Origin of the sequence: Agathobaculum desmolans ATCC 43058 (assembly GCF_000701665.1) — a bacterium.
GTDB lineage: Bacteria > Bacillota > Clostridia > Oscillospirales > Butyricicoccaceae > Agathobaculum > Agathobaculum desmolans.
Genome location: NZ_JNJN01000046.1, coordinates 1 through 25269, shown reverse-complemented (window position 1 = coordinate 25269; position 25269 = coordinate 1). Strand labels below are relative to the sequence as shown.

The 25269-nt window shown below is 57.3% G+C and carries 18 protein-coding genes, 2 tRNA genes, 1 other RNA gene and 1 pseudogene; 6 read left to right on the top strand and 16 right to left on the bottom strand.

What is annotated here, in order from left to right:
• A pseudogene (locus T363_RS0111045) lies at window positions 1-188 on the top strand (hypothetical protein); the annotation flags it as partial.
• Window positions 189-486: 298 nt separating this feature from the next.
• Here the strand turns inward: T363_RS0111045 and murD are convergent.
• On the bottom strand, window positions 487-1851 hold the full coding sequence (murD, locus tag T363_RS0111040; protein WP_031475846.1) for a UDP-N-acetylmuramoyl-L-alanine--D-glutamate ligase: 1365 nt from the start codon (window positions 1849-1851) through the stop codon (window positions 487-489).
• Between the two features lie 105 nt (window positions 1852-1956).
• Here murD and rnpB point away from each other — a divergent pair.
• The 3 genes from rnpB to T363_RS0111025 all read left to right on the top strand — a co-directional run bounded on the left by rnpB (window position 1957) and on the right by T363_RS0111025 (window position 4061).
• An RNA gene (gene rnpB / locus T363_RS15230) (RNase P RNA component class A) lies at window positions 1957-2295 on the top strand.
• Between the two features lie 82 nt (window positions 2296-2377).
• Entirely contained in the window at window positions 2378-3421 is a 1044-nt protein-coding gene (locus T363_RS0111035; protein ID WP_031475844.1) for an FUSC family protein, read from the top strand.
• Window positions 3422-3671: 250 nt separating this feature from the next.
• The gene (locus T363_RS0111025) at window positions 3672-4061 is read left to right on the top strand and encodes a hypothetical protein (RefSeq protein ID WP_031475842.1); all 390 of its coding nucleotides are present in this window, start codon (window positions 3672-3674) and stop codon (window positions 4059-4061) included.
• A gap of 234 nt (window positions 4062-4295) precedes the next feature.
• Here T363_RS0111025 and rpoD read toward each other — a convergent pair whose 3' ends face one another.
• The 14 genes from rpoD to T363_RS0110955 all read right to left on the bottom strand — a co-directional run bounded on the left by rpoD (window position 4296) and on the right by T363_RS0110955 (window position 24309).
• Window positions 4296-5525 carry an RNA polymerase sigma factor RpoD gene (gene rpoD, locus T363_RS0111020; RefSeq protein WP_051643237.1) on the bottom strand — a complete coding sequence of 410 codons (1230 nt, stop codon included), beginning with the start codon at window positions 5523-5525 and terminating at the stop codon, window positions 4296-4298.
• Window positions 5522-7288, bottom strand: coding sequence for a DNA primase (gene dnaG, locus T363_RS0111015; protein ID WP_031475838.1), 1767 nt, complete (start codon window positions 7286-7288; stop codon window positions 5522-5524). Before dnaG ends, rpoD begins: the two co-directional genes overlap by 4 nt.
• Window positions 7289-7323: 35 nt before the next feature.
• The gene (locus T363_RS0111010; RefSeq protein WP_031475836.1) at window positions 7324-8325 is read right to left on the bottom strand and encodes a deoxyguanosinetriphosphate triphosphohydrolase; all 1002 of its coding nucleotides are present in this window, start codon (window positions 8323-8325) and stop codon (window positions 7324-7326) included.
• A gap of 94 nt (window positions 8326-8419) precedes the next feature.
• Entirely contained in the window at window positions 8420-9058 is a 639-nt protein-coding gene (locus T363_RS0111005) for a YigZ family protein (RefSeq protein WP_031475834.1), read from the bottom strand.
• Between the two features lie 82 nt (window positions 9059-9140).
• A complete protein-coding gene (gene hflX, locus T363_RS0111000) occupies window positions 9141-10427 on the bottom strand; it encodes a GTPase HflX (RefSeq protein ID WP_031475832.1) in 1287 nt (428 codons plus the stop codon).
• 71 nt (window positions 10428-10498) lie between these two features.
• Window positions 10499-10702 carry a 50S ribosomal protein L31 gene (gene rpmE, locus T363_RS0110995; RefSeq protein ID WP_031475830.1) on the bottom strand — a complete coding sequence of 68 codons (204 nt, stop codon included), beginning with the start codon at window positions 10700-10702 and terminating at the stop codon, window positions 10499-10501.
• Window positions 10703-10790: 88 nt separating this feature from the next.
• Entirely contained in the window at window positions 10791-11249 is a 459-nt protein-coding gene (locus T363_RS0110990) for an S-ribosylhomocysteine lyase (RefSeq protein ID WP_031475828.1), read from the bottom strand.
• The gene (locus T363_RS0110985; protein ID WP_034972228.1) at window positions 11246-12643 is read right to left on the bottom strand and encodes an MATE family efflux transporter; all 1398 of its coding nucleotides are present in this window, start codon (window positions 12641-12643) and stop codon (window positions 11246-11248) included. The genes T363_RS0110990 and T363_RS0110985 overlap by 4 nt, the downstream gene beginning before the upstream one ends.
• Window positions 12644-12755: 112 nt before the next feature.
• Window positions 12756-13412 carry an HAD family hydrolase gene (locus tag T363_RS0110980; protein ID WP_051643236.1) on the bottom strand — a complete coding sequence of 219 codons (657 nt, stop codon included), beginning with the start codon at window positions 13410-13412 and terminating at the stop codon, window positions 12756-12758.
• Between the two features lie 12 nt (window positions 13413-13424).
• Window positions 13425-14678 (bottom strand): chloride channel protein, encoded by a 1254-nt coding sequence (locus T363_RS0110975; RefSeq protein WP_031475822.1) that lies wholly within the window; start codon window positions 14676-14678, stop codon window positions 13425-13427.
• Window positions 14679-14714: 36 nt separating this feature from the next.
• Window positions 14715-15365, bottom strand: a complete 651-nt coding sequence (locus tag T363_RS0110970) for a nucleotidyltransferase domain-containing protein (protein WP_031475820.1) — start codon at window positions 15363-15365, stop codon at window positions 14715-14717.
• An 81-nt stretch (window positions 15366-15446) separates the two neighbouring features.
• Entirely contained in the window at window positions 15447-16952 is a 1506-nt protein-coding gene (locus T363_RS0110965) for an IMP dehydrogenase (protein ID WP_031475818.1), read from the bottom strand.
• A 413-nt stretch (window positions 16953-17365) separates the two neighbouring features.
• Window positions 17366-20938 (bottom strand): helicase-exonuclease AddAB subunit AddA, encoded by a 3573-nt coding sequence (gene addA, locus T363_RS0110960; protein WP_031475816.1) that lies wholly within the window; start codon window positions 20936-20938, stop codon window positions 17366-17368.
• Window positions 20938-24309: a PD-(D/E)XK nuclease family protein gene (locus T363_RS0110955; RefSeq protein ID WP_031475814.1), complete on the bottom strand. Its 3372-nt coding sequence runs from the start codon at window positions 24307-24309 to the stop codon at window positions 20938-20940. The genes addA and T363_RS0110955 overlap by 1 nt, the downstream gene beginning before the upstream one ends.
• Window positions 24310-24516: 207 nt before the next feature.
• Here T363_RS0110955 and T363_RS0110950 point away from each other — a divergent pair.
• Together T363_RS0110950 and T363_RS0110945 are read left to right on the top strand one after the other, a co-directional pair.
• Window positions 24517-24592, top strand: a tRNA-Phe gene (locus T363_RS0110950).
• Between the two features lie 67 nt (window positions 24593-24659).
• Window positions 24660-24735: transfer RNA gene (locus tag T363_RS0110945), tRNA-Gly, on the top strand.
• Between the two features lie 302 nt (window positions 24736-25037).
• Here T363_RS0110945 and T363_RS0110935 read toward each other — a convergent pair.
• On the bottom strand, window positions 25038-25269 hold a 232-nt coding region (locus tag T363_RS0110935; protein WP_031475812.1), incomplete at its 5' end, for an IS3 family transposase.

Genomic DNA, 25269 nt, shown 5'->3' with positions numbered 1-25269 from the left:
CAGACGAGCCTGTGTTCCTGTTCTTGGACAAGAAGCGTGCCGAGGGTAAGCCGTACTACGTTTACATGACGGCTGGTGCCAACAAGTTCCTGCGCCGTTACTACGGCAAGGTGATGACCTACTTCTCTACTCTGGATGGTCTGCCGCTTGTAGATATGGATTCCACCGGCCTGCAGCACGCGGACTAATCAACTGTAATTGACTCTTTCCGGTCGGCGTGTTTGCGGCGGCCTTTTTGTGTTGCACTTGTTTTCTACCTGCCGCCTACAAAGTTTTCTTTCGTCAAGTCCTGTTCGGGGCTTGACTTCTTATTTGCAGGCTTTCTCTTTTATTCCTTTTCTCTAGCAAAACATCCCCGGACAAACCCGTCCGGGGATGTTTTGTTCCGGCCGAAAATCACTGGCTGCCGCTATCTTTTCTGCACTCCGGCACAAAAAAGCAGGCTGCATAGCAGCCTGCTGAAAAAGTCGCTTACTAGATTTTATCTCACGAAAGCGCATTGACCAGTGATTTGAACAGTTTCCCGCGTTCCATAAAATTCTTGAACCGGTCAAACGAAGCGCTAGCCGGGCTCATGATGACCACATCGCCTGCTTCCGCCTGCGCCGCTGCTTCGCATACGGCCGCTTCCAGATTTTCAACCTCAAGAATCGGCGGATGCTCGCCCTCTGCGGCAAGCACGCAGTCGCGGATCTTAGGCGCCGTCGCACCCGTCAGGATGAGCAGCTTCACGTGTGCGCAGACCGGCGCACCGAGCACATCGTACGGGATCTGCTTATCATAGCCGCCTGCAATCAAGATAACCTTCTGCTGGAAGGACTCCAGACCTGCAATCGTCCGCGTTGGGCTGGAGGCGATCGAATCGTTGTAATACTTTACGCCGTTTCGCTCACGCACAAACTCAATACGGTGCTCCACACCGCCAAAGCTGGTAGCCACCGCGCGGATATCATCATCCGAAGCATACCCCTGCACAACTGCCGCCGCCATCATCATGTTATACACATTGTGCGCACCGGGAATGCGGATATCCGCCGCCGGCATCAGCACGCGGCGCTCCCCGCCGTCCGCAATATACAGTGTATCCTCCTTCAGGAATACACCGTTGGCCAATTCCTGCTGCTTACTGGTGCAGAACAGGTTGCCCGAAGCATGCAGCGAGCGCGTTACCTCATCATCCAAATTCAGGATCAGCCGATCCCCCTCCTGCTGATTGCGGTAGATTGCGGTTTTCGCCTGCACGTACTCATCAAAATCCTTATGATAATCCAAATGGTTGGGCGTCAGGTTTGTGATGGCCGCCACATGGGGCGAACACTTCATTCCCATCAGTTGAAAAGAGGAAAGCTCAACCACGGCGATATCCTCTGCCTGCATGGCATTGACGCGCGGCAGCAGCGGCGTACCGATATTGCCGCCCAAGTGCACCGTATAGCCCGCGTGCTTCAAAATTTCGCTGACCAGCGTTGTGGTAGTGGTTTTGCCGTCCGATCCCGTAATGCCGATGATCGGGCACGGACAAACCTCAAAGAAAAGCTCCATTTCGCTGGTGATTTCCGAACCGTTTTCCTGTGCCTTCTGCAGAAAACGAGGATGCACACCCGGTGTGCGGAAGATCACATCCTCATCAAGAGCATCCAGATAATGCGAACCAAGCACAAAATCCACACCGAGCGTTGCCAGTGTGGCATAGCCGTCCCCCAGCTCGGTCGGCTCCTTTTTATCGTGTACGGTAACTCGCACCCCCGCCGCACGCAGCATTCGGATAAGCGGCATATTGCTTACCCCTGCGCCGATTACGCCGACCCGCTTATCCAGCAGGCTGCCCAGATATTGTTCCAAAGCTGTCATAATTGCTGTTACACCGCCTTTTACCAAAGTACAGTATAGCGGATTTTGCACAAATTTGCAAGCCCGGTTTGACGGCGGCACTTTTTTAGAGTATACTTAATAATATGACTGGTGCAAACGGTCGCGTGCTGCAAAGCATGAGGAAAGTCCGGGCTGCACAGGGCAAGGATAACGGATAACGTCCGCCGGGGGTGACCCCAGGAATAGTGCAACAGAGATATACCGCTTTGCTGCTCCCGCAGCAGAGTAAGGGTGGAAAGGCGAGGTAAGAGCTCACCGCGCCCCATGGCAACATGGGGGGCCTGTAAACTCTATCCGCAGCAACGCCGACAGGGACCATGACCGGCCCGGCCGTCCCGACTGGCGGCTTGAGGCGCGCGGCAACGCGCGTCCCAGATAGATGACCGTTCACGACAGAACCCGGCTTACCGCTCCAGTCATAACCAAATACACTGTGGGGGTGCACCGGAACACGGCGCATCCCTGTTTTTATTCCCATCCCCAAAATACCGGAAAAGGAGTCTGTATGAAATTCTATGATGCACTGCAGCTCGGCCCGGAGGAGCTGAAAGCACAAATCGCCCGCAGCGAACCGCCGCAAAAGCGCTGGTGGCGTACCGCCCTGATCGTGCGCGGCATCCTGATCGTTTTATTTGCGATCCTTTTCATTTCCTCACTCACCGCCATTTTCGGCAGCGAAAACAGCAGCATGGCTGTGGTGATCTTCTGCATCCTGCTCAGCATCCGCTTTGTGGACTTCGGCTATCAGATCGGCCATTCACTCATCAGTCTTGCGGTCATTTTCGCGCTTCTGCTGTTTTCCCCGTGGCTGATGCAGCAGGTCTCCCCGTTTATCGGCTTTGTGATCAATTTTCTTTCTTTGATGGTCATTGTTGTGCTGTCCTGTGAGGATCCCCGCATGGGCAATGGCGGCCTGTACCTGTTTGGATACGTTTTCCTGACCGGCAGCCTGGTTTCGCAGGACGTGCTGCTGCAGCGCGCTTTGCTGACACTTATCGGTTATCTGATCTGTGCCGGCATCCTGTATCAAAAGCATCGCAGCAAGCACAGCGATGTTCCGGTTTCCGCCGTGCTGGAAAAGTTCGATCTGCGCACGCCGAAATCCCAATGGCAGTTGCAGCTTGCGCTCGGTGTCAGTATTCTGTTTTTGCTCAACGCACTGCTTCATCTCGACCGGTTTATGTGGGCTGGCTTTGCCTGCTCTTCCCTGCTTTCCACCTATCCGGTCAAGATTCGTGAGCGCTTTCCCGCGCGGATCGGTGGTGTCGTGCTCGGCTCGCTCGCCTTCGGTGCGCTGTATGCGCTTCTCCCCGCCGACCTGCTGTTTCTGCTCGGCCCGGTATCCGGCCTCTGTCTCGGCCTGTGTGCTACTTACCGCTACAAAACACTGTTCAACTGCTTTGGCGCGCTGTCACTCGCGGTCACGGTGTACGGCCTGCACGGATCGATCCTGCTGCGTGTCTGCAACAACATTCTCGGTATGGTATTCGGCTCGGTCTTTTTCTGGTTTTTCCAAAAGCTGTTCCCGGCAGCAGAGCCGTCATCCTGACGCCCATTGTATGCCAAAACACGGGCAGGACGTTTGCTTGCGTCCTGCCCGTGTTTTTTGCGTCATCAGCCCTTTTTTGCAATTTTTATTTTACCATTCTGCAAAATGCACAATTTACTGTCCGAAATTTTTATGTCTGTTTTCGGACTTTTTTCCCGTTTGCTCTTGACGCTGCGCGTTTTTTCCTGTGTAATAGTAGCAGAGGATGGCACTGCCGCCAAGCATCAGCAAACTGTAAAGGAGCATCACCATGAAACTTGCATTTTTTAAGGAAGACCACGGCCCCCTTTTTGAGGAAGAGCAGTACGTGATCGATGTCAACCGTCCGATCGAGGGTAAGGAATCCGGCGATCTGGTTTGCTACTGCACCCCTTTCCGCGCACCGCTGCGTTTGGAATTTGCAATCCGCGCCGATGGCAGCCTTTCGTTCCGTTCCTGGCGCTTTGTCGAACCGAACAAGCTCAATCCCAATTTGCACACAGATGAATACTCGGTTGCAGAAGCCGGCAGCAAGGGCTTTGTCCCAACGGATGCACAGCTTCATGCCATCAACGAACTCCGCATCGGCCGTCTCCGCTTCGAAGGACTGCGGCTGACTGTCGGCTCTACCCTGCAGGGATTCTGTCTGGCCGCGCAGTAACAGCACCACAGGAGCAAGCGCACCGCACCCCATGAAAGCGCTTTGCTCTTCTGTCTGCCGGTCGTTTTCGACCTGATCCCTGCCGCGGCAGTGATGACAAGCTGCGCGGGATCAGGTCGCTTCCCCTCTGCCGTTTTCCGGCAGAGAAATTTCACGCCTCCTAATCAAATTATATAAAAGCCCGCATCCCGCAGTACGCCATGTCTGCGGGATGCGGGCTTTTTGCCGATATTTTTAATTTAGGAAATCCTTCAGCTTTTTAGAGCGGCTCGGGTGGCGCAGCTTTCTGAGCGCCTTTGCCTCAATCTGGCGAATACGTTCACGGGTGACGTTAAATTCCTTGCCGACCTCCTCGAGGGTACGGGTATGGCCATCCTCAATGCCGAAACGCAGGCGCAGCACCTTTTCCTCACGAGGGGTCAGGGTTTTCAGCACCTCGACCAGCTGCTCCTTCAGCAGCATGAAGGACGCAGCCTCCGCCGGTTCGGGTGCATCATCATCCGGAATGAAATCACCCAGATGGGAATCCTCCTCCTCGCCGATCGGTGTTTCCAGCGAAACCGGCTCCTGCGCGATCTTCAGGATATCGCGCACACGATCGACCGGCATGTTCATCTCCTTGGCGATCTCTTCCGGGCTGGGATCATGCCCCAGCTCCTGCAGGAGCTGGCGCGACACACGGATCACCTTATTGATGGTTTCCACCATATGCACCGGAATACGGATCGTGCGAGCCTGATCGGCGATCGCACGGGTAATAGCCTGCCGGATCCACCATGTCGCATAGGTAGAGAACTTAAAACCCTTAGTCGAATCAAACTTTTCGACCGCCTTGATCAGACCGAGATTGCCCTCCTGAATCAAATCGAGGAACAGCATGCCGCGACCCACATAGCGCTTTGCAATCGAAACGACCAGACGGAGGTTCGCCTCTGCCAGACGCTTTTTCGCCTTATCCCCCAGCTTGACTGCCTTATCCAGTTCCGCACGTTCCTCTGCCGGGATCGCATCCCCTTCTGCTTCCATGCGGGCGATCGCCTCGTTGCCCTTCTGCATCTGTTCCGCCAGCGTAACCTCTTCCTCCGGGCTGAGCAGATTAACTTTGCCGATCTCCTTCAGATACATGCGCACCGGGTCATCGATCGCAAAGGTTTCGGCCATAGCCGAGGTGTCGATCAGCTCCTCTTCCGGAACCTCCTCTACGTCCTCCGGTTCAAACACTTCATCATCATCGTTTCCGAGCGCCTTTTCCAATACACTCTCAGTTTCGACTTCGATGCCCATGGTTTCCAGCGTTTCGTACAGCTTGTCGATATCCTCGCTCTCCAGCTCCAGCTGGCTCAGCGCATCGGCGATCTCCTTCAGGGTGAGGCGGCCGTTTTTCTTGCCCAGCGCCAGCAGATCCTTGAGCACCTGCTGCGGATCGACAGCCTGCTCGGGCGTATGTTTGTTATCCGTCGTCATATCGTTTGTCCTCCAGCGTTTTGTTTTTTAATGCGTCCAAAAGTCAGCAGCGGATCTTCGCCCGCCTTCATAAGCGTCCCATCCCTGATACGCTGCATCCGTATCATATTTATGTACTCTGCCAGCTCCTGCCGGTGTTCGCCCGGCGGAAGCCCCTGCTCCAGTATACCGGACAGCAGGCTCATTTCGTTCGGCTCCAGCCAGCCTTCAAAGGACAATACATCCACGATCTGCCCTTCCCGGTCGAGCGCGAGCACCCGCTCGTAAATTTTACGCAGCACCGGCGCGGAAAACCACGCGGGCGGCAGCATCTGCTCGATGCCGGCAATCAGCTTCTGATCGGAAAACAGCAACCGCAGCACATTTTCCTCCGCTTTTGCAGATTTCATGTCGGTATAGGCCAGCGTCCGGTCTTTCGGCTGCGCCAATCCAACCGGTGATCGGATCTCCCGTCGTTCAGCGGCTTTCTGACGTTTTCGCCGCACACCCAGCTCACGCCGCACCTCCACATTCATCGCCTCGGCAGTTACTCCTGCCATTTTGGCGGCGCGGCCGGCATAAACCTCACGCTCGATGCTGCTCTCGATTCCCGCCAGCATCCGTGCCGCATCCCGCAGAAACAGCACCCGCGCCTCGTCATCCTCCAAATCGTATTTCGCAGCGATCTGCTCGATCCGATACGCGTTATGATCCTCACTCCGTTCGATCAGGCTGCGAAAGGCATCCGCACCTCGCTCCTTAATGAACTCGTCCGGATCTTTCGCCCCCGGGATCTTAAGCACCTTGACCTGCAAATCGCACTTCTTCAATATATCGATTGCACGCTGCGCCGCCGCCTGTCCCGCGCCGTCCGCATCATATGAAATCACAATGCGGTCGGTATGCCGCGCAATCATGCGTGCCTGCTCCTCCGTCAGCGAAGTACCGAGCGATGCGACCGCCGAATCAAATCCAGCCTGATGCAGCGCGATCACATCCATATAGCCCTCCGCCAAAATGAAATAGCCGTTCTTGGTGGTTTTGGCAAGGTTCATAGCAAACAGATTGCGGCTTTTATGGAAAATCGGGGTTTCGGGTGAATTCAGATATTTGGGTTTGGAATCATCGAGCACGCGCCCGCCGAACGCGATCACATTGCCGCGCACATCGATGATTGGGAACATCACCCGCCCGCGGAAGCGGTCGTATATATGCCCTTTTTCGCTGCGGCTGACCAGACCGGCATCCAACAGCTCTTCCCGCATATAGCCCTTGCCTGTCATGGCATCCAGCAGCGCATGGAAGGAATCCGGTGCATATCCCAGCCCAAAGCGGTTCATTGTGCGGCGGTGCAGTCCGCGCCGTAGGAAATACTCCTGCGCCGCACGGTTTTCCGGTTTCCACAAGGTATCGTAATAAAACCGGCCGGCGTCCCTGCACAAGGCATACAGCCGATCCCGCCGACGGGCTGCCTGCCGGTCGGCTTCTCCCTGCTCGGGCACCTGCATGCCCGCCCGCGCCGCCAGAAAGCGGACGGCATCCGGAAATTCCAGCCCCTCCGCCTTCATCACAAAGGTGATCACACCGCCGCCTGCGCCGCAGCCGAAGCAATGGAATATCTGCTTATCCGGCGACACCGAAAACGATGCGCTTTTTTCATTGTGGAAGGGACACAGGCCAAAGTAGTTTGCCCCGCTCTTTTTAAGCGGCACATACTGCGAAACGACCTCTACAATATCGTTCCGCGCGGACAGCTCGTCCAAAAAGACACGATCAAACGCCATACTGTCCCACCTCCCTTGTAGGATAACCGTGTTTTTTATCCTTCAATCTTATTCCAGCTTTTTGGAATGAATAATTTCTTATATACGGTAATCGAATACCGGTCGGTCATGCAGGCAATGTAATCGCACACAACCCGTTCCAGCGGTTCCCCCTGCGTCATCAAAACAAAATAATCGCCGGGCAATTCATCCGGATGCTCCACAAAATATTCATACAGGCTGCGCAGCATTTTTTTCGCCCGCGCTTCCTCACTTTGCGCGGCCGTTCCGCGATATACATAATCGAACATAAAGCGGCGCAGCTCCATCATATTATCATGCACCTGCTCATCCATTCCGATCTCCTGATGGCGCATCCCGTATTCAATCATCGCCGTTACCATGGTATCGATGCGTTTGCCATGGGTTTCTCCCAACTGCGTGCGCAGATACTGCGGAATATCGGTTTGCTTGATCAGCCCGCCGCGCACCGCGTCGTCAATATCATGATTGATATAAGCGATGCGGTCGGCATAGTGGATGATCCGCCCCTCCGGCGTCGCCGCTTTTTGCGCGCCGGTATGGCACACAATGCCGTCGCGCACCTCCTGCGTCAAATTCAGCTCCTCCAGCCGGTCCACCATGCGCAGGCTTTGCTCATTGTGCCGAAAACCAAACGGACACACCTCAGCCAGCGCGCGCTCACCCGCATGTCCAAACGGTGTATGCCCCAAATCATGCCCCAGTGCGATCGCCTCGGTCAAATCTTCATTCAAACGCAGGGCACGCGCGACCGTACGCGCAATCTGTGCAACCTCGAGCGTATGGGTCAGCCGGGCGCGGTAATGATCCCCCTCCGGCGAAATAAACACCTGCGTTTTATTGCCCAGACGGCGAAACGCCTTGGAATGGATAATACGATCCCGATCCCGCTGAAAGCAGGTGCGGTACGGGCAAGGCTCCATCGGATGCGCCCGCCCGGCGGAGTGATCTGCATACGTTGCCCACACAGCAAGCGTTTCCCGCTCTCGCTGTTCCTGCTGCTCCCGGATGGTCATACCGCCATCCCCTTTCTTCCGGAAGATACCCTTATTTACTATATACCGTATCCGGCGCAAAAACCCTTTTTATTTTTTCAAAATTTTTCGGAATTTATTTGACCCGCCGCCCCATGAAGCGCGTCTCCATGACTTCGGCGTACACCTGTCCGGCGCTTGCCTCCGCCAGTGCGGTGTTCAGCGCATCCTCTCCGCCTGCGGGCAGAGTAACGGTCAGCGTCACATCCGCGCCGTAGTCGGTCTGTTCCACTGCACAGTCATACGCGGGCAGCAGGTGCAGGATGCTGTCATACAAATGGTATGGACAGGCGATCAGCGCAACCGTATACCGGCTCATACGCTGCACGCCCGCTGCGGCGACCGCCACCTGCGCTCCCTGCGTATAGGCCCGCACCAAACCGCCGGTACCGAGCAATATCCCACCGAAGTACCGGGTGACAACGCAAACGCAGTCGGTCAGGTTTTCATGCCGCAGCACCTCTAAAATAGGCATACCGGCTGTGCCCTGCGGTTCTCCGTCATCCGAATAGCGCATCACATTACCTTCCCGAAGGATATACGCATAGCAGTTATGCGTCGCATCCCAATACTGCTCGCGCATTTCCTTGATTTTCGCCGTTGCCTGCTCCGCTGTTTCCACGTGCCACAGCCGACCGGTGAATTTGGAGCGTTTCTCTTCAAATTTATCCTCTCCGTAATCCAGATACGGCACAAAATAGTCCGAAGCCAACATCCAGACCTCCTCTCCCGAAAATGGAAAATTGAAAATGGAGAATGGAATGGTCCTCCGTCCCCACATTCTCCATTTTCTATTCTTAATCCTCGATCAAATAATCTCTGATCCGGCCGTAGGTCTTGTCATCTACCACGGCCTCCACGACCGTGCCTTCCTCCGCATAGTCGGTCGATTCCACCTGCGCTTCCCGGTGCAGCATATCGAGCACCGCGCCGTCGCTGTACGGGATGCACAACCGAACCCGATGCTTGCCGCGTCCAAGCGCACGCTCGATCAGCGCCAGCAACGCATCGATGCCTTCTCCTGTTTTAGCTGAGATGCACACGCCTTCGTCCGGACGGAAAAATGGGATCGCATCCGGCGCGCACCGATCCGCTTTGTTGTATACCATCACACGCGGAATATCCTGTGCCCCCAACTGCGCCACAACGCCCTCGACCGTTTCCGCCTGCATCTGCCAGTCCTCATCTGAGATATCCACCACATGCAGCAGCAGGTCGGCATACGCCAGCTCCTCCAGCGTAGCCTTAAACGCCGACACCAGATGATGCGGCAGCTTGCGGATAAAGCCGACCGTATCGCTGAGCAGGATCTCCTGCGTATCCGAAATACGCTTTTTGCGCGTGGTCGGATCCAGCGTATCAAACAGGCGGTCATTCGCCTCGATATTCGCACCGGTCAGCGTATTGAGCAATGTGGACTTACCCGCATTGGTATAACCGACGATTGCAACCATCGGCAGCTCGGTTTTTTTTCGCTGACGGCGCTGCACCGCACGCACCTGCCGCACCTGCTCCAGATCGCCCTTGAGCTTGTCGATCCGCCTGCGAATATGGCGGCGGTCGGTCTCGAGCTGGGTCTCGCCCGGTCCGCGCGTGCCGATTGGGCTTTTGCCGCCGCCCGCCGTCTGGCGCACAAGGTGCGTCCACATACCAGACAGCCGCGGCAGGATATACTGGTACTGCGCCAGCTCGACCTGCAATTTACCCTCGCCCGTGCGGGCGCGCTGCGCGAATATATCCAGAATCAGCGCCGAGCGATCCAGCACAGTGCGTCCGGTCATCTCTTCCAGACTGCGCATCTGCGAGGGGGACAGTTCATTGTCAAATAAAATCAAGGTGGCATCGTTGGCTTCTGCCAGCGCTTTGACCTCCTCCGTTTTGCCCTCGCCGATGAAGGTGCGCGCATCCGGTGCAGGGCGGCGCTGCAGCGTCATCGCAACCGCCTGTGCGCCTGCGGTTTCCGCCAGCGCACGCAGCTCGTCCATGGTGCGCTCGTCCGCGTCCTGCGCGGCTGTGAAGCCGGGGCAGGACAGTCCCACCAGCACCGCGCGCTCCACCTGCTGTTCCAGTTGATTTTCGGTCATTTTGGTTCCTCCCTTCCGGGTCTGTTTCGACAAAAAAGCCATCGAACACAAGTTTCGATGGCTTTCCTGAGTTACTTATCCAGATTGAAACGCTTCTTGAAGCGATCAACACGTCCGCCGGTGTCTACCAGCTTCTGCTTACCCGTGAAGAAGGGGTGGCACTTGGAGCAAACGTCAACGACGATATTCTCCTTAGTGGAGCCGGTCTCAATGACATTGCCGCAGGCACAGCGGATCGTGGTCTGCTTGTACTCGGGATGGATGCCCTGTTTCATGTTGTTTCACCTCTTTCCACGGGAAATCATACAATTTCTCTTACAGTCGTAAAGTTATGATAACACAGCATTGCTGAAATTGCAAGCATTATTTTTCATATACCAGATTTTCTTCTGTCCAGCCGCGCAGCACCGGGATCATCGAAGCGGCCAGCGCCTTGGCACCCGCCAGATCGTGCAGCTTGCAGTTGCCGCATTCCACGCGGCTTGCACCGGGGATCTCCCCTTCGTAAGCGGCGACAAAATCCATCGTTTGCTGCACCAGCATGATCGCATCCGCCGGCTGCATATCGCGCACAAGAAAATAAAAACCGGTCTGGCAACCCATCGGGCCGCAGTAGATCACCTTGTCCGCCCATGCGGAATTGCGGGCAAAGGTCGCAAACAGGTGTTCAAATGTATGCCCTGCCGCAGGATTGATGTAGGTACCTGCATTGGGATAGACCATCCGGATATCATATGTCGTGATGTCACCATCGACCCGCGAGGTGTACATCCCCGGCTTCAGTTTATCATGATTGACTTCAAAGCTTGCAATACGCTTCATGCCTTGCCCTCCTTACCGGCCTTTTCCATGCCCAGATACTGTAATTCACTGCGGTAGTCCTTCCACAGCAGCGCATATGAGATAAAGAACGCCGCCATTTCCGCAATCGGGAACGCATACCAGATCGCCTGCAGGCCAACCAGCTTGCCCAGCATCCATGCCGCCGGCAAAATGATGACCAACTGACGGCAAACCGATACAATCAGGCTGTTCATACCGCGGGCCGTCGCCTGAAACATGGTGGAGTTGATGATACCGAAGGCCGCACCGATAAACGACCAGCTGATGGTTTTCAGCGCCGGCACACCAACCGCCAGCATCTCCTGCGCAGCCGCCGCATCCGTGCGGTCGACAAACAGCATCAGCATATGATCTGTCATCGTCTGGAAGATCACCAAGCCGACAGTCATGATGACAACTGCCGCGGCCAGCGAGATTTTGTACGCCCCGAACAGCCGCTTTTTATTGCGCGCACCGTAGTTATATCCCATAACCGGCAGCGCGCCCTGATTGAGGCCAAACACCGGCATGAACACAAAGGTCTGGAGCTTGAAGTAGATACCCAGCACATTGACCGCGATCTGCGAAAAATCGATCAGAATACGGTTGAGCCCTGCCGTCATCACCGAAGCCACGCTCTGCATCACGATGCCCGGCAAGCCGACACGGTAAATATCCCGCACGGTCTGCGCACGCCACTTAAATTTGCGCATATCCATCTTCAAAATCTTCTGATGGAAAAACGCGCCCCACAGGCCGATCAGCATGCCGATGATCTGGCCGATGACCGTGGCAAGCGCCGCACCCTGCACGCCCATCTCGGGGAACGGCCCAATGCCGAAGATCAGCAGCGGGTCAAGAATGATGTTAATGATCGCACCGACCAATCCCTGCACCATCGGAATGATCATGTTGCCGGTCGACTGCTGAATTTTTTCGCACATGATTGAAATCATGACAAAAATACTCAGTCCCACCGCAATGTGCGAATATTGCTGCGCCTGCGTCAGGATCTCCTCTCCCGGTTTGAACGCCGCAAGGAAAGGATTTGCCAGCACAAAGCCGATCAGCAAAAACGCCACGCCGCCGATGACCGAAAGCATAATGCCGTGTTCGGCCGCCGATTCCGCATGAAGCTGCCGTTTTTCACCCAGCCGCCGGGCAATCAGCGAGTTCACGCCCACGCCGGTTCCCACGCCGATCGCAATCACCAGCGACTGCAGCGGGAACACCAGTGATACAGCCGCCAGCGCACTTTGCGAGTATTGTGCCACAAAGATGCTGTCCACAATATTGTACAACGCATTGATCAGCATTGAGATGATCGCCGGCAGCGCCATCGAAAAGATCAGCGGGCCCATACGAGCCGAACCCATTTTGTTTTGTTCTTCCAAAAATACCATCCCCTAACGAAAACGAAGCCGCACCGGAACACGTCCGGCGCAGCTGCTTATTATCCTTCTCTATTAGTTTACGGTATTATTTTTTAGATTGCAAGAGTTTTTTTTACAATTTTCCCGCCAGTTCGTCAAAAGAATGTTCCACAAAAAAATCACTGACAGCACGCAGTTCACTTTCCCCGCCGGCATAAGCCGGTTCCGCCATGCCGCATACGCGGAAGCCCGCCCGCTTGGCGGTCACACCCGCATAAGGCGCGTCCTCAAACACCACACATTCGGCCGGCGCAAGTCCCATGCGGGCCGCCGCACGCAGATAGATCTCCGGTTCGCGTTTGGATATCCCCACATCCTCGATCGTCAGCAGAAAATCGAAATACCCCAGCATCCCGCGGTCACGCAGCGCCTTTTCCGCATGGCGGCGCGCCGTCAGCGTAGCGATCGCCATGCGAATGCCGCGCGCCTGCAGCCGGTTCAGAAAATCGATCACGCCGTCCTTCGGCCGCGCGTACTGCTCATAACGCGCCGTGATCTGCCGATCCAAACCGTCGATCAGCCCCTGTGCGTCCATCGGCAGGATCGGATAGCGGTCTATAAAATACTGTGCCATCTGTGTCTGGGAAAAGCCCTCCGTCACCGCATAATCCTGATCGGTAATGTGCACGCCGAACTGCGCCAGATATCCCTGCGTCAGCCGCTTCCACACGCGCATGGAATCCAGCAATGTTCCATCCATATCAAAAATCGCACCCTTAAACTTCTGCATACCGGCTCCTTTTCACTTGGTTTTTCTGTCTATAAACTGTGGCCGCATCTTGGAATACAGGATTTTTTGCTCACTGTACAGTCCGTAGTAGCCACTGAGCATATAAGATACCGCAATCACCAGCGCAAACAACGCCAAACTCTGTCCGCCGAACAGCTCATAGGCCAGCATGATCGATGTCAGCGGCGAATTGGTCACCCCGCAGAATACCGCGACCATCCCCAGCCCCGCCGCAAACGACGGAACCAGACCAAACAAACCGCCGTAAGCTGCACCGAACGTCGCACCGATGAACAGCACCGGCACAATCTCACCGCCTTTATAGCCCACACCGATCGTGATGGCCGTCATCACCAGCTTCCAAAAGAATGCCGCCGGGTGGGCGTCCCCTGCCACCGCACGCTCGATCACTGCCATGCCCGCACCGTTATAATCCCGCGTACCCAGCACCAGCGAGAGCACCACCACCACAGCACCGCCTACAGCAATGCAGGCATACTGATTTGGCATCCATTTTTTGAACAGATGCCCGATTTTGTGAAACAGGATGCACACCACTGCGCTGAGCACCGCACACGCCACACCAAACAGCGTAAGCTGTACCAACAGCAACGGCTCCGCCCGCGCCGGTATCCCGGAAAGCGCAAACGCCGTTGTCTCCCCGCCCAGCACCAGCGCCACGCCGTGCGCAATCACCGCCGCCAGCACACAGGGGAACAGCGCCGCGTAATACATCACACCCACGCTGATCACTTCCATCGCAAACACGCTGGCCGCCAGCGGTGTGCCGAACAGCGCAGCAAAGCCTGCTGCCATGCCGCACATCGTGATCGTGCGGGAATCCTTATCATCCAAATGCATCCAATGCCCGATATTGCCCGAAATCGCACCGCCGAGCTGCAGCGCTGCACCCTCACGTCCCGCAGAGCCGCCGCACAGATGCGTCAGCGCCGCAGTCAGGAAAATGCTCGGCGCCAGCCGCAGCCGCACCGGATGATCCTCCCGCACCGAGGTCAGAATGAAATTGGTGCCACGCTCGAGCGGCATATCCGCCTTTTGATACCACAGCGCGATCAGTATACCTGCACCCGGCAGCAAATACAATAACCAGCCGTGCGCTGCCTGCATCGTTCCCGCCCAACCGAGAACATGATGAAATGCCGCCGCCACTGCACCGACCACCACACCGATCACAGCCGCAAACACACACCAACGCACAAATATCCCTGCGTTTTTAATCTGTTTCTCCCAATATTCCTTTTGCACGGCCGATACCCCCTTATTTTCTTCATCCTGCCCAGCTCATAACACAAATGTACGCAGCAGACCGCCGGCCCAATCCAGCAGCCGTTCACTCTGCTCAGCAAAGCTGCCTGCCGGCTCCTGCAGCGCAGCCGACAGGATCTCGTGTTCCGCTCCCTTCAGCAAGGGCAGCAGCTCCCGTTTTGTTCGGATAAACATCCCCGTCCGGCAAAAATGCACCGCACGCAGGGTGAAAAATGCTGATTTATACAAATCACGCACCACAGTCTCATCCTGTGCGTGCAGCCGGTTGTACGCACAGGCGTGATAAATATTTCCTGCGCCGATGCGCACAGCACGGCAGGCATCCTCCCCGCCGAAGCACGCCCGCAGCGGCTCCAGATCACCATACCATGGCCGGGTATCGTAATAGAAACCGAACAGCTCGGACGGTTCCCAGCCAAGCAGCTCCGTCCAACCGGAAACAAAGCCGCACACACGCTCCCGTTCCGGCAGATGATCCAGCACCATCCGGTAACGCTCCCAATCCGATGTGCGCCATTCATCCAAGATCACAACCACATCGATATCGCTGTCCGCTTCCGCTTCACCGCGGGCGCGGCTGCCCTGTAGTCCGATGCATCGCACACGTTCACCGAATGCATGCCGCACCGCCTCAGTAAATACTTCCATCCACTGTGTGATATCCATTTCCCCCTCCTTTTCCCGGAACGAAAATTGCCCCGCAGCAATCTACGGGGCAATTTACAAAACCATTGGATAAAACCAAGCTTATTTCGAGGTCGAGGCAGTCTCCTTGAGCACAACGTCATGTGCGCCGCCCTCAACAATCGAGGTGGCGGACACGAGCGTGATCTTGGCCTTCTTCTGAAATTCCGGGATCGAGAGCGATCCGCAGTTGCACATGGTCGAGCGCACCTTGCTCAGCGTCAGGCCGAGATTATCCTTGAGCGAACCGGCGTAAGGAACATAGGAGTCTACGCCTTCTTCAAAGGAGAGTTTTTTGTCGCCGCCCATATCGTAGCGCTGCCAGTTGCGTGCACGGGCCGAACCCTCGCCCCAGTATTCCTTCATATAGCTGCCGTTGATGTTGACCTTGTTGGTCGGGGATTCATCAAAGCGCGAGAAATAACGGCCGAGCATGAGGAAATCCGCACCCATGGCCAGCGCCAGCGTGCAATGGTAATCGTGCACAATGCCGCCGTCCGAACAGATCGGCACATACACACCGGTCTCCAGGAAGTACTCATCACGCGCCGCAGCAACTTCAATCAGCGCAGTCGCCTGACCGCGGCCAATGCCCTTCTGCTCACGGGTGATGCAGATCGAACCGCCGCCGATACCAACCTTGATAAAGTCCGCACCGGCATCCGCCAGAAAACGGAAGCCCTCACGATCGACCACGTTGCCCGCGCCGACCTTTACCTTATCGCCGTAATTTTCACGCACCCAGGCAAGCGTGCGGCTCTGCCACTCGGAGAAGCCCTCGGAAGAGTCGATGCACAGTACATCCGCACCAGCCTCTACCAGAGCGGGTACACGCTCTGCATAATCACGTGTGTTGATACCCGCGCCGACCACATAACGCTTGTGTTCATCGAGCAGCTCCAGCGAATTCGCCTTATGATTATCATAATCCTTGCGGAATACCATGTAAACCAGACGCTGTTCCTCATCCACCAGCGGCAGCGAGTTCAGCTTGTGATCCCAGATAATATCGTTTGCTGTTTTCAGCGTGGTATCTGCCGGGGCGGTGATCAGTTTTTCGAACGGCGTCATAAACGCAGAAACCGGAACATCGCGCTCCATGCGGGAAACACGGTAATCGCGGCTGGTAACGATACCGAGCAGCTTGCCGCCCGCCGTGCCGTCATCCGTAACTGCCATGGTAGAATGACCGGTGCGCTCCTTCAGCTCCAGCACATCAGCAAGCGTCGCATTCGGCTTCAGGTTGGAATCCGATACGATAAAGCCCGCCTTGTAATTCTTCACGCGGGAAACCATTGCCGCTTCGCTCTCGATCGTCTGCGAGCCGTAAATAAAGGAAATGCCGCCCTCCTGCGCCAGTGCGATCGCCATGCGGTCGTCCGACACCGCCTGCATGATCGCAGACACCATCGGGATATTGGCATACAGCGAAGACTGCTCACCCTTGCGGAACTTCACGATCGGGGTGCGCAGACTGACATTCGCGGGAATACATTCGGCAGAAGAATACCCCGGTACCAACAAATATTCATTGAAGGTATGCGAGGGTTCACTGAAGTAATACGCCATAGTGTTTCTCCTTTTCTACATTCCTGTTTCCGGATATTATAATTAAGTTCTATTATATCCTTTTTACCGCACAAAGTAAAGCGAGCATCTGACGGTTTTTGCAGTAATTTGTCCAACAGGGATTATGCAAACCGTCCATTTCGCTTCCGTGCCGCCGGAACATGCCAAACAGCGGTCGGGCGCCCCTACGCTGAAAGCAAGCTGTTTCCGACAAGGCAGCTGCAAAAAAGAAAAACGAAAGGGACACGGTTTGCTACAATCCGCGTCCCCTCCTTTGGAAATGAGGAATGAATGTTGTGGGCTTGCTTGATTACAGCGGGCCAACCGGCATCCGGCACCCTTGTTGTTTCGGTTATTAACGTATCATGCGCATAAACACCTGTCAACCTGCCGTGTGACCTTTTAACACATCTTTAACGCACCTCTGCCGTCCAGCTCTGCCCCGTTTGGAAAAAGTACAGCATCTGCCGCACAGTCGGCCGGTCAAACACCTCTTCCACTGCCAGTGCATACGCGGCAAGCTGCGGACGATACTGCTCCGCCCGCATCTGCATACCTTTTTCCGTCACCCGGTCGGTCTTGAAATCCAGAATGACAAATCCCTCCGGCGTATCGATCAGGCAGTCGATTACACCCTGCAGCAGCACTTTTTCCTCCGGCGCTGCCGCCGCAACCGGAAAATACCGTGCCGCCGGCACCAGTACGGAAAACTTAAATTCCCGCCGCACCGGATACGCTGCCATCAGCCTACGGTACACGTCCGACCGGAAGAAAGCACCGATCTTTTCCGGATCAACCGCTGCCGCCTGCACTGCCGACAGGATATTCTTTTCCGCCAGCCGCTGCAATTCGCGCTGTACGCCGCCCGGTGCAGCCGCCGCTTCAAAATCACAAAACTGCATAAACAGATGGTGCGCCGTGCCGATTTCCGCCGGCGTCAGGCTGCGCTCCCCCTGCGCAAAAAGCGGGGCGCGCAGCTTCGGTTCGCGCCGCGGAGGAGGGGTCTGTTCCGCCGCCTCTTCCGCGCGGTATCCACGTCCCACGCCGGTCGCTGTCAATTTGCTGGGCAGTTCTGCCAAAAAAGCATGCGGATAGCGCAGATGCGGCTCCACCACATAGGCCGACGCATCTGCATCGGTAAAGCGCAGCACTTCCGGTGCATCAGGCGCCGGCAGTTCCTCCGGCCGGTATACCCGCAGTGTGAAGGCACGGCAGTCCGTGCCATGCTCCGGCACCGCAAGACCGTATTCCTCCCGCAAATCACGCGTGCAGGGGTGGCGCAGCAGCGGCGCCATGATCCATGCCAGCGGCGCGCGCACCGCCCCCATGGCATACTGCGGCAGTTCATCCAGCGAAGCAAGCTGCGCCCATTTTGCAAGCGATTTGGCCAATGTCCCGCTCGCCGCAGTCAAAATAAGCTTTTCCTTGGCCCGTGTCAGCGCCACATACAGTACCCGCAGTTCTTCGGAAACCATCTCGCGCCGCTGCTGCACGGCAACCGCCGTGCGTTCCGCCGTATCATACTGCACACCGCGCAGCCGGTCACGGCACTTGCTGCCGAAGCCGAGATGCTGATGCACCAGCACCGGCTCGTGCAGATCGGCTTCGTTAAACTGCTTGGCGCAGTCCGCAACGATCACGACCGGAAATTCCAGTCCCTTGGATTTGTGGATGGACAGGATGCGCACCGCGCCGCCCGTCGTTTCCGCACCGACGGTCTGAAAATCCTCTCCGTTCTCCTGCATTCCGCGCAGCAGGCGGACAAAGGCAAACAGACCGCGAAAGTCCTGTCCCTCAAAAGCACGTGCCCGCTCAAAAAAGGCCAGCAGATTGCTCTGCCGCTGCGCACCGTTCGGCAGTGCGCCATACAAACCGAGTGCGCCGGTTTCGTCATAAATCTCCCATAGCAGGCGGTATACCGGCTGATCACAGGCAAATTCACGCAAAAAGTCCAGCCGCTGCAAAAACGCTTCCACCTTGGGAAAATCCATGCGCGCTGCCAGCAGCGCATCATAATAGCTCACTTTCCGGTCTGCCAGACGGATATCCGCCAGTTCCTGCTCGGTAAAGCCAAACAGCGGCGAACGCAGCACGCCGATCAGGTCAATATCCTGCCGCGGATTGTCGATCACACTGAGCAGCGAAACCATCGCGCCCACCTCCGCAGTTTCCAGCAGACCGCCGCGCTCCTCCGCACCGGCGGAAATACCCACCTGTTCGAGCGCCGCAATATAGGTGCGCGCTTTGGTTTTCGGCGAGCGCAGCAGAATCACGATATCTCCCGGTGTGACCGGCCGCAGCGTGCCGGTCTGCGGATCGGTCACCGGAAAGCCTTCCTCCAGCAGCGAACGGATGCGCGCTGCCGTCAGCCGCGCTTCGAGCGCGGTCTTGTCCGGCGCATCGTCATCCTCGCCGAGCCTCTCCGCATCCACCAGCAGCACCTCGGTTTGGTACCGGGGATCATCCGCATCCGGATAGTAAGACGCTCCCAGATGCAGCGCTTCGCGGTCGGTGTACGGCAAACCGCCTACCGTATCGCCCATCACTGCGGCAAACAGATAGTTGCAGGCATCCAGCACCGCCGCACGCGAGCGGAAATTCTGCCCCAGCACCACACGGCGCGGCTCGCCGTCCTGCGCCTCCTCCACCTCGGCAAAGGTGCGGTATTTTTGCAGAAAAATAGAAGGGTCAGCCAGACGAAAGCCGTAAATGCTCTGCTTGACATCACCCACCATGAACAGGTTGCGCCCGCCGCGTGACAGCGCACGGAAAATCGCATCCTGCACAGCGTTGGTATCCTGATATTCGTCCACTGCGATCTCCGCATAGCCTGCCGCCAGTGTCTGCGCCAAGGCGGACGGTTCTTCCCCGTCATACAGCAGCCGCACGGCGAAATGCTCCAGATCGTTAAAATCCGCCGTATTGCGCGCCCGTTTGGCGGTGGAAAACGCCTCGTCGAACCGCTCGACCATATCGCATAGCGCCGCCAGCGCGGCTGCCGTCAGGCCGCGGTCCTGCTCGGCCTCAGCCGCCGTAACAGTCAGCCATTTGTCGCGGATGGCTTTTGCCGCAGTTTTCCACTCCTCGCGCATGGCCTTGATCTCTTCCAGAAACGCCTTATCTTCAAACTTGCGCGCCGCCTTAAGCCGGTCAAATGTGATACGCCGCGCCGTTTCCACACAGGTGTCCCAATCTCCGCCGCGCAGTGCTTCCAGCAGGCGTTCCGCCTGATGGCAGTCGCTTGTCAGCGCCGGCAGGTAACTGTCCGCCAGCTCGTCGATCCCGGCGACTGCATCCGCCGCCGCACGGACAAAGGCCGCGCCGTGTTCGGCTGCCGCCTGCGCCTGCATGCGCAGCACCCGCCCATGCGGCGTGTCCATCCCACGGGCATACAATCCCTCGCGCACACCGGCCAGAAAGGCGCGCGGATCGGGATGCGCCTGAATTTTTTCATACGTGGTCAGGATGACCTCTCCCAGCTTTTTGTCATCCCGCCCTGCGGTCAGCAGATCACACAGGGCAAAAAAACCGTCCTCCGCGCGTTCGTAAGCGGCATCGAGTACCTCCTCCAGCACCTCAGCCCGCAGCAGCTTACCTTCGTTTTCGTCCATCAGGCGGAAATCCGGCGCAATGCCGAGCACCGCCGCCTGCTCCCGCGCCAGTGACAGGCAAAGCGCATGCACAGTCGTGATCTTGGCGCGGTGCACCAAAAACAGCTGGCGGCGCAGGCGCATATCCTGCGGGGCAGCGGCAACCGCCCGGCTCAGCGCCGCCCCGATACGCTCCCGCATCTCCGCCGCCGCCGCATTGGTAAAGGTCACCAGCAGCAGCCGGTCAATATCGACCGGCTCCTCCGGATCGGTCAGCCGCGTCAGCACACGCTCTACCAGTACCGCGGTTTTGCCCGATCCGGCAGCCGCTGAAACCAGCAGCGCACCGCCCCGGTTGCGGATCGCCGTCTGCTGGTCTTTTGTCCACTGCGGCATTACGCTTCTCCTCCCATCTGCTCCCAAAATTCCGCATCTGTCAGGCGCTTCAGATACCGTGCGCGGTCACCCGCCGTCTCATCAAACCGGCAGGCCGCACGGAACGAGCACCAGTCGCAATAACTTGTGGTTTTATCCTTTTTGCACGGATCTGCCGTTACACTGCCCGCGCGCAGCTCGCGCCCCATCTCCAGCAGTTTTTGATGGGTGTAGCGCGCCAGCCGCCCAAATCCCGCCAGATCTGCCACGGCAGACTTTGCGGTAAGGCTCGGCTCTTCCTCTCCCTTTTTCACCTTGATGGTGACCGGAATAAAACGGCCGTCCCCGTCCAGCCCGTGCTCCATCGCCTCCAGCAGCTCCATATCATCCGACAGCAGCCCGGACCGCCGCAGCGCCTTATCGCGCATCGCCCGCAGCGCATCCTCATCAATATCGCGCGGCGCGTCGGGCAGCTCCTCCCGCACCGGTACATACAGCACACCTGCGGGAACAATTTCATTAAGCTCGGCTGTCAGCCGCTGCCGGTAGCGCGCCAGTCCTTCGCGCTGCAGGGCATACAGATAAATAATGAGCTGCATATTCAGCCCGTACCAGATATCCGACAGGGAAAACGACTTTTTCCCGCTCTTGTAATCCATCACGCGCAGATACAGACGGCCATTCCTGATATAGCCATCCACACGATCCACCTTGCCGGAAAGCGATACCGACACGCCTTCCTCCTCACAGGAGACCGGCGGCAGGTCGCCGCTGCGCGAAAAATCCACCTCATAGTCGATGGGGGCAAAGTCCGAGCAGCGCAGTTCCTCTAACACGTTATCCAAAATCTGCTCAGCCGTGCGGGTCAGCCGCCCAAACAGGTAGCGAAAGCGCGCGGTCTTGTTTTCCAGTCCGCCCAGTTCCTCCTGCACATACTGCCGCACGACCGCGCGGCACACCCGCTTGACGGCGGCAGCCTCCGCTGCCGCGGCGCCGCCCTCCCGTTCGGAGAGCGCCGCCAGCGCATGCTCCAGCACATAATGCAGGAAGGTGCCGGTTTCAAGCGCATCAAACCGCGCCTGTCTGCGCGGCTTGGCTTTGAGGCCGTACTGCATAAAAAACGCGAACCGGCAGGAGTAAAACGTATCCACACGCGAAGCGGTCAGATTCAGCTCCCTGCCGTACAGCCCGTCAATCGTATGCGGACTGGTCAGCGGGCCGCGGCCGCGCCGCTGCGCCGCTGCGTTCTGCACCCGCGCATCCTGCTGATAATACGCATAGGCCGCACGCACCGCAGCAGTCCGGTCGCCTGACAGATAAGCGCACGCGGTTTCAACCGCCGGGCGTTCGGCCTGCAGGCGGTCGCGCACGGTCTCGGTCTGATAGGTATCCAGCCCGACTGCGGGCAGCAGCGCACGCACCACGCCCACAAAATACGAGGGCCGCGTCTCCCCGCCCGCCGCATCGGTCAGGTGCCACGAAAGCAGCAGTTCCTCCGTCGGGCAGGCTAGCGCACGGTAAAGGGTCTCCTGTTCCATGAGCAGCCGCTCCGCCCCCGCCGCTTTCAGCTCCACCCCGAGCGCATCCAGCTTATCCCGATCCAGATCGCTCAGCAGCGAGGTGGAGGCGGGCGCTTTGGGGATCTGTCCATCGTTCACCCCGAGCAGGATGACATATTTTGCGTTTTCACCGCAGGCGCGGTCGATGCTGCCGCAGGTCACACGGTCAAGCGAAACCGGAATGCTGCCTACGTCATATTCACCCAGCACCAGCCGGAAAAGCTGTGCAAACCGTTCTGCGGTCAGCGGTGTTTCGCCGCACACCCACGCAAACTGCTCCATCGCACAGACCAGAATCTCCCATAGCTGCCGGTATTCATCTGCAAGCTGCAAGCGTCCCGCAGCCTCATGGGCTGCCGCGCGGGCGGCCATGCGCTGCGGTGCGTCCACCGCCAACAAAAAATCATACAGGGCGCGCACGCAGTCCCCGGCCGACCGTTCCCCGCGCAGCTGCTCCCGCAAGGCGGAAAACGGCGCGATCGCACGGGCACGCAGCGCGTTCAGTGCATCCAGTTGTGTACGTGCCGCCGCATCGACCGGCAGGCCGTAGCCGTCCGGATGCTCGGTCCAGTCCCGCTCCCATGCGCCGCCGCGGATGTTCCACGTCAGCACATAATTCTCCAGCCGGTCCACCTCATCCCGGGTCAGGTGGGTCAGCCCGGTTTTCAGGCAACCGAACAAATCGTCATATCGAAAGTAGGAATCTGCCGCCGCCAGCGCACCGGTAACCAGCGCCATCGGCGGCCGCGAAAGCAGATCGGGCTTTTCCGCCAAAAACACCGGCACATCATACCGCGCCATCGCCATGGCCAAAAATGCGCTGTACGGCTCAATGTCCCGCGCGGCAACGATGAAATCACGGTAACGCGCCCCTTGCTCACGCACCTTACGGCGGATGTAAGCCGCCGCGTGCTCACATTCATCAAAGGGAGAGGACGCCGCATACAAGCGCACACCGTCCTTTGCTTCCGGATGCGCCGTGCGCAGCGGCAGCAGACTTTCCGCCTCAACCGCAGCCAGCCCGGTTGGCCGCGCGACTTTGCTGCATCCCAGCTCGATCTGCTCTACCGGCTGTCCATGCCGTTTTGCCATGCGGGAAAGTGTTTTAACTGTTTTGCATCCGGTCACAAAAATCTCCGGATATGCCATATCACAGGTAACGGCAGCCGCCAGCGACACCCCGGCGCCCAGCATGGCATCCACCACCGCCAGTTCCTGCGGCGTAAAGCTCAAAAAGCCGTCCAGATAAACGGCTGTTCCGTCCAGCAAGCGGCTCTCTCCCAAGCGGTCACGCAGCAGGGTCAGCCGGTCGCGCGGGTCGGGCAGGGATTGTTCGCACAGCCGGTCATACGCCGTCAGCAGCTGCGCCAGATCGGATAATTTGGCGGACAGCGCCTGCTCGCCGCTTTCCTCCGCCGCAGCGAAGAGCTGCTCGGGCAAAACCGCGCAGGTTTTGCATTCATCCACCAGACGCAGCGCTTCCCGCAGCAGTTCGGGCTTGTCCGCCAGACCGCTCCATGCGGACAGGCCGCCCTGCACACGCCGCGCCGCCTCCTGCAAGGTCAGCAGCTGCCCCGCCGGTGTGAGCACCTGCTGTGCCAGCCCGCCGACCTCTGCAAACACACGGTCGGCCAGACGGGAAAAGGTCAGCACCTCGGCGGTGCGCGCCCCGCGGTTGCCGGTTGCCGCCGCCAGCCGCCGCTCTGTCTGATGGGAGTTCAGTTCGGGCACCAGCAGGATCTGCCGCCCGCCGGTTTTTTCGCACTGCACGGCGATCTCCTGCAAAATATCCCTTGTTTTTCCGCTGCCTGCACGGCCGGTCCAGATGCGCATAGCCGTCTCCCCTTTCCATGGCTTTTATCATACCATGCCGGACTGCCGCAGGCAAGCAGTCGCTCTGTCGGGCAGGCCGGCGAACCCCCATGATAGATGCAGTGGCATAAGCGTTTTTGGGGGGCATCCGAGATTTTTATCATTTTCTGAAATTTATGGTTGACTTTTCCCCACAAATCGACTATACTAAACAAGTCGCTGTGAGATGCCTCTGTAGCTCAGTCGGTAGAGCAGGGGACTGAAAATCCCCGTGTCATTGGTTCGATTCCGATCGGAGGCACCATTTTTCAAGCTGCACCGCAGCGTGCAGTTTGAAAAATGGTATCGCCGTTCATAACACCATCCCATATGCGGCTGTAGCTCATCTGGTAGAGCGCCACCTTGCCAAGGTGGAGGTAGCGAGTTCGAGCCTCGTCAGCCGCTCCATGCAAAACCTGTCCTGTGGGACAGGTTTTTTTATTTTTCACACCTGCTGTATCAAAAGAACAGACGAAGCCATCCACGCCGGATGGCTTCGCCTGAGGCTGTCGAAAAACTGCATTTTTCCGATAATCTGCATTTGGACTACGTGGGTCACAAACGGGAAAAAGTTCCTGTGCAGAAACTTTTCTCTCTCAAAGTATAAAAGCCGGGGCATTGATCCGCCCCAGTCAAGGTAGACCGGAGAAATAAATAAAATATAGTGCGGTTATGCTCGCCGTTTCCTTTTTCGGGAACGGTGAGCTTGTTTATGCAGCGAACTTTTCTTTGTATTTTTGAATACGCTTATTTTCAGGAATGGGATACAGTGCAGGAGTATCGGAGTTTAATGCCTCCGTGCGGACTTCCATCGGAGTGCGGGTTTCAAAGCGCTCCTGAAAACGCTCGTAGTTGTAGAAATGGATGTATTTCTCAATGGCCGAGCGAAGGGATTTCTCGTCCTTGAACGTTTGCAGATAGTACATTTCGGATTTAATGATT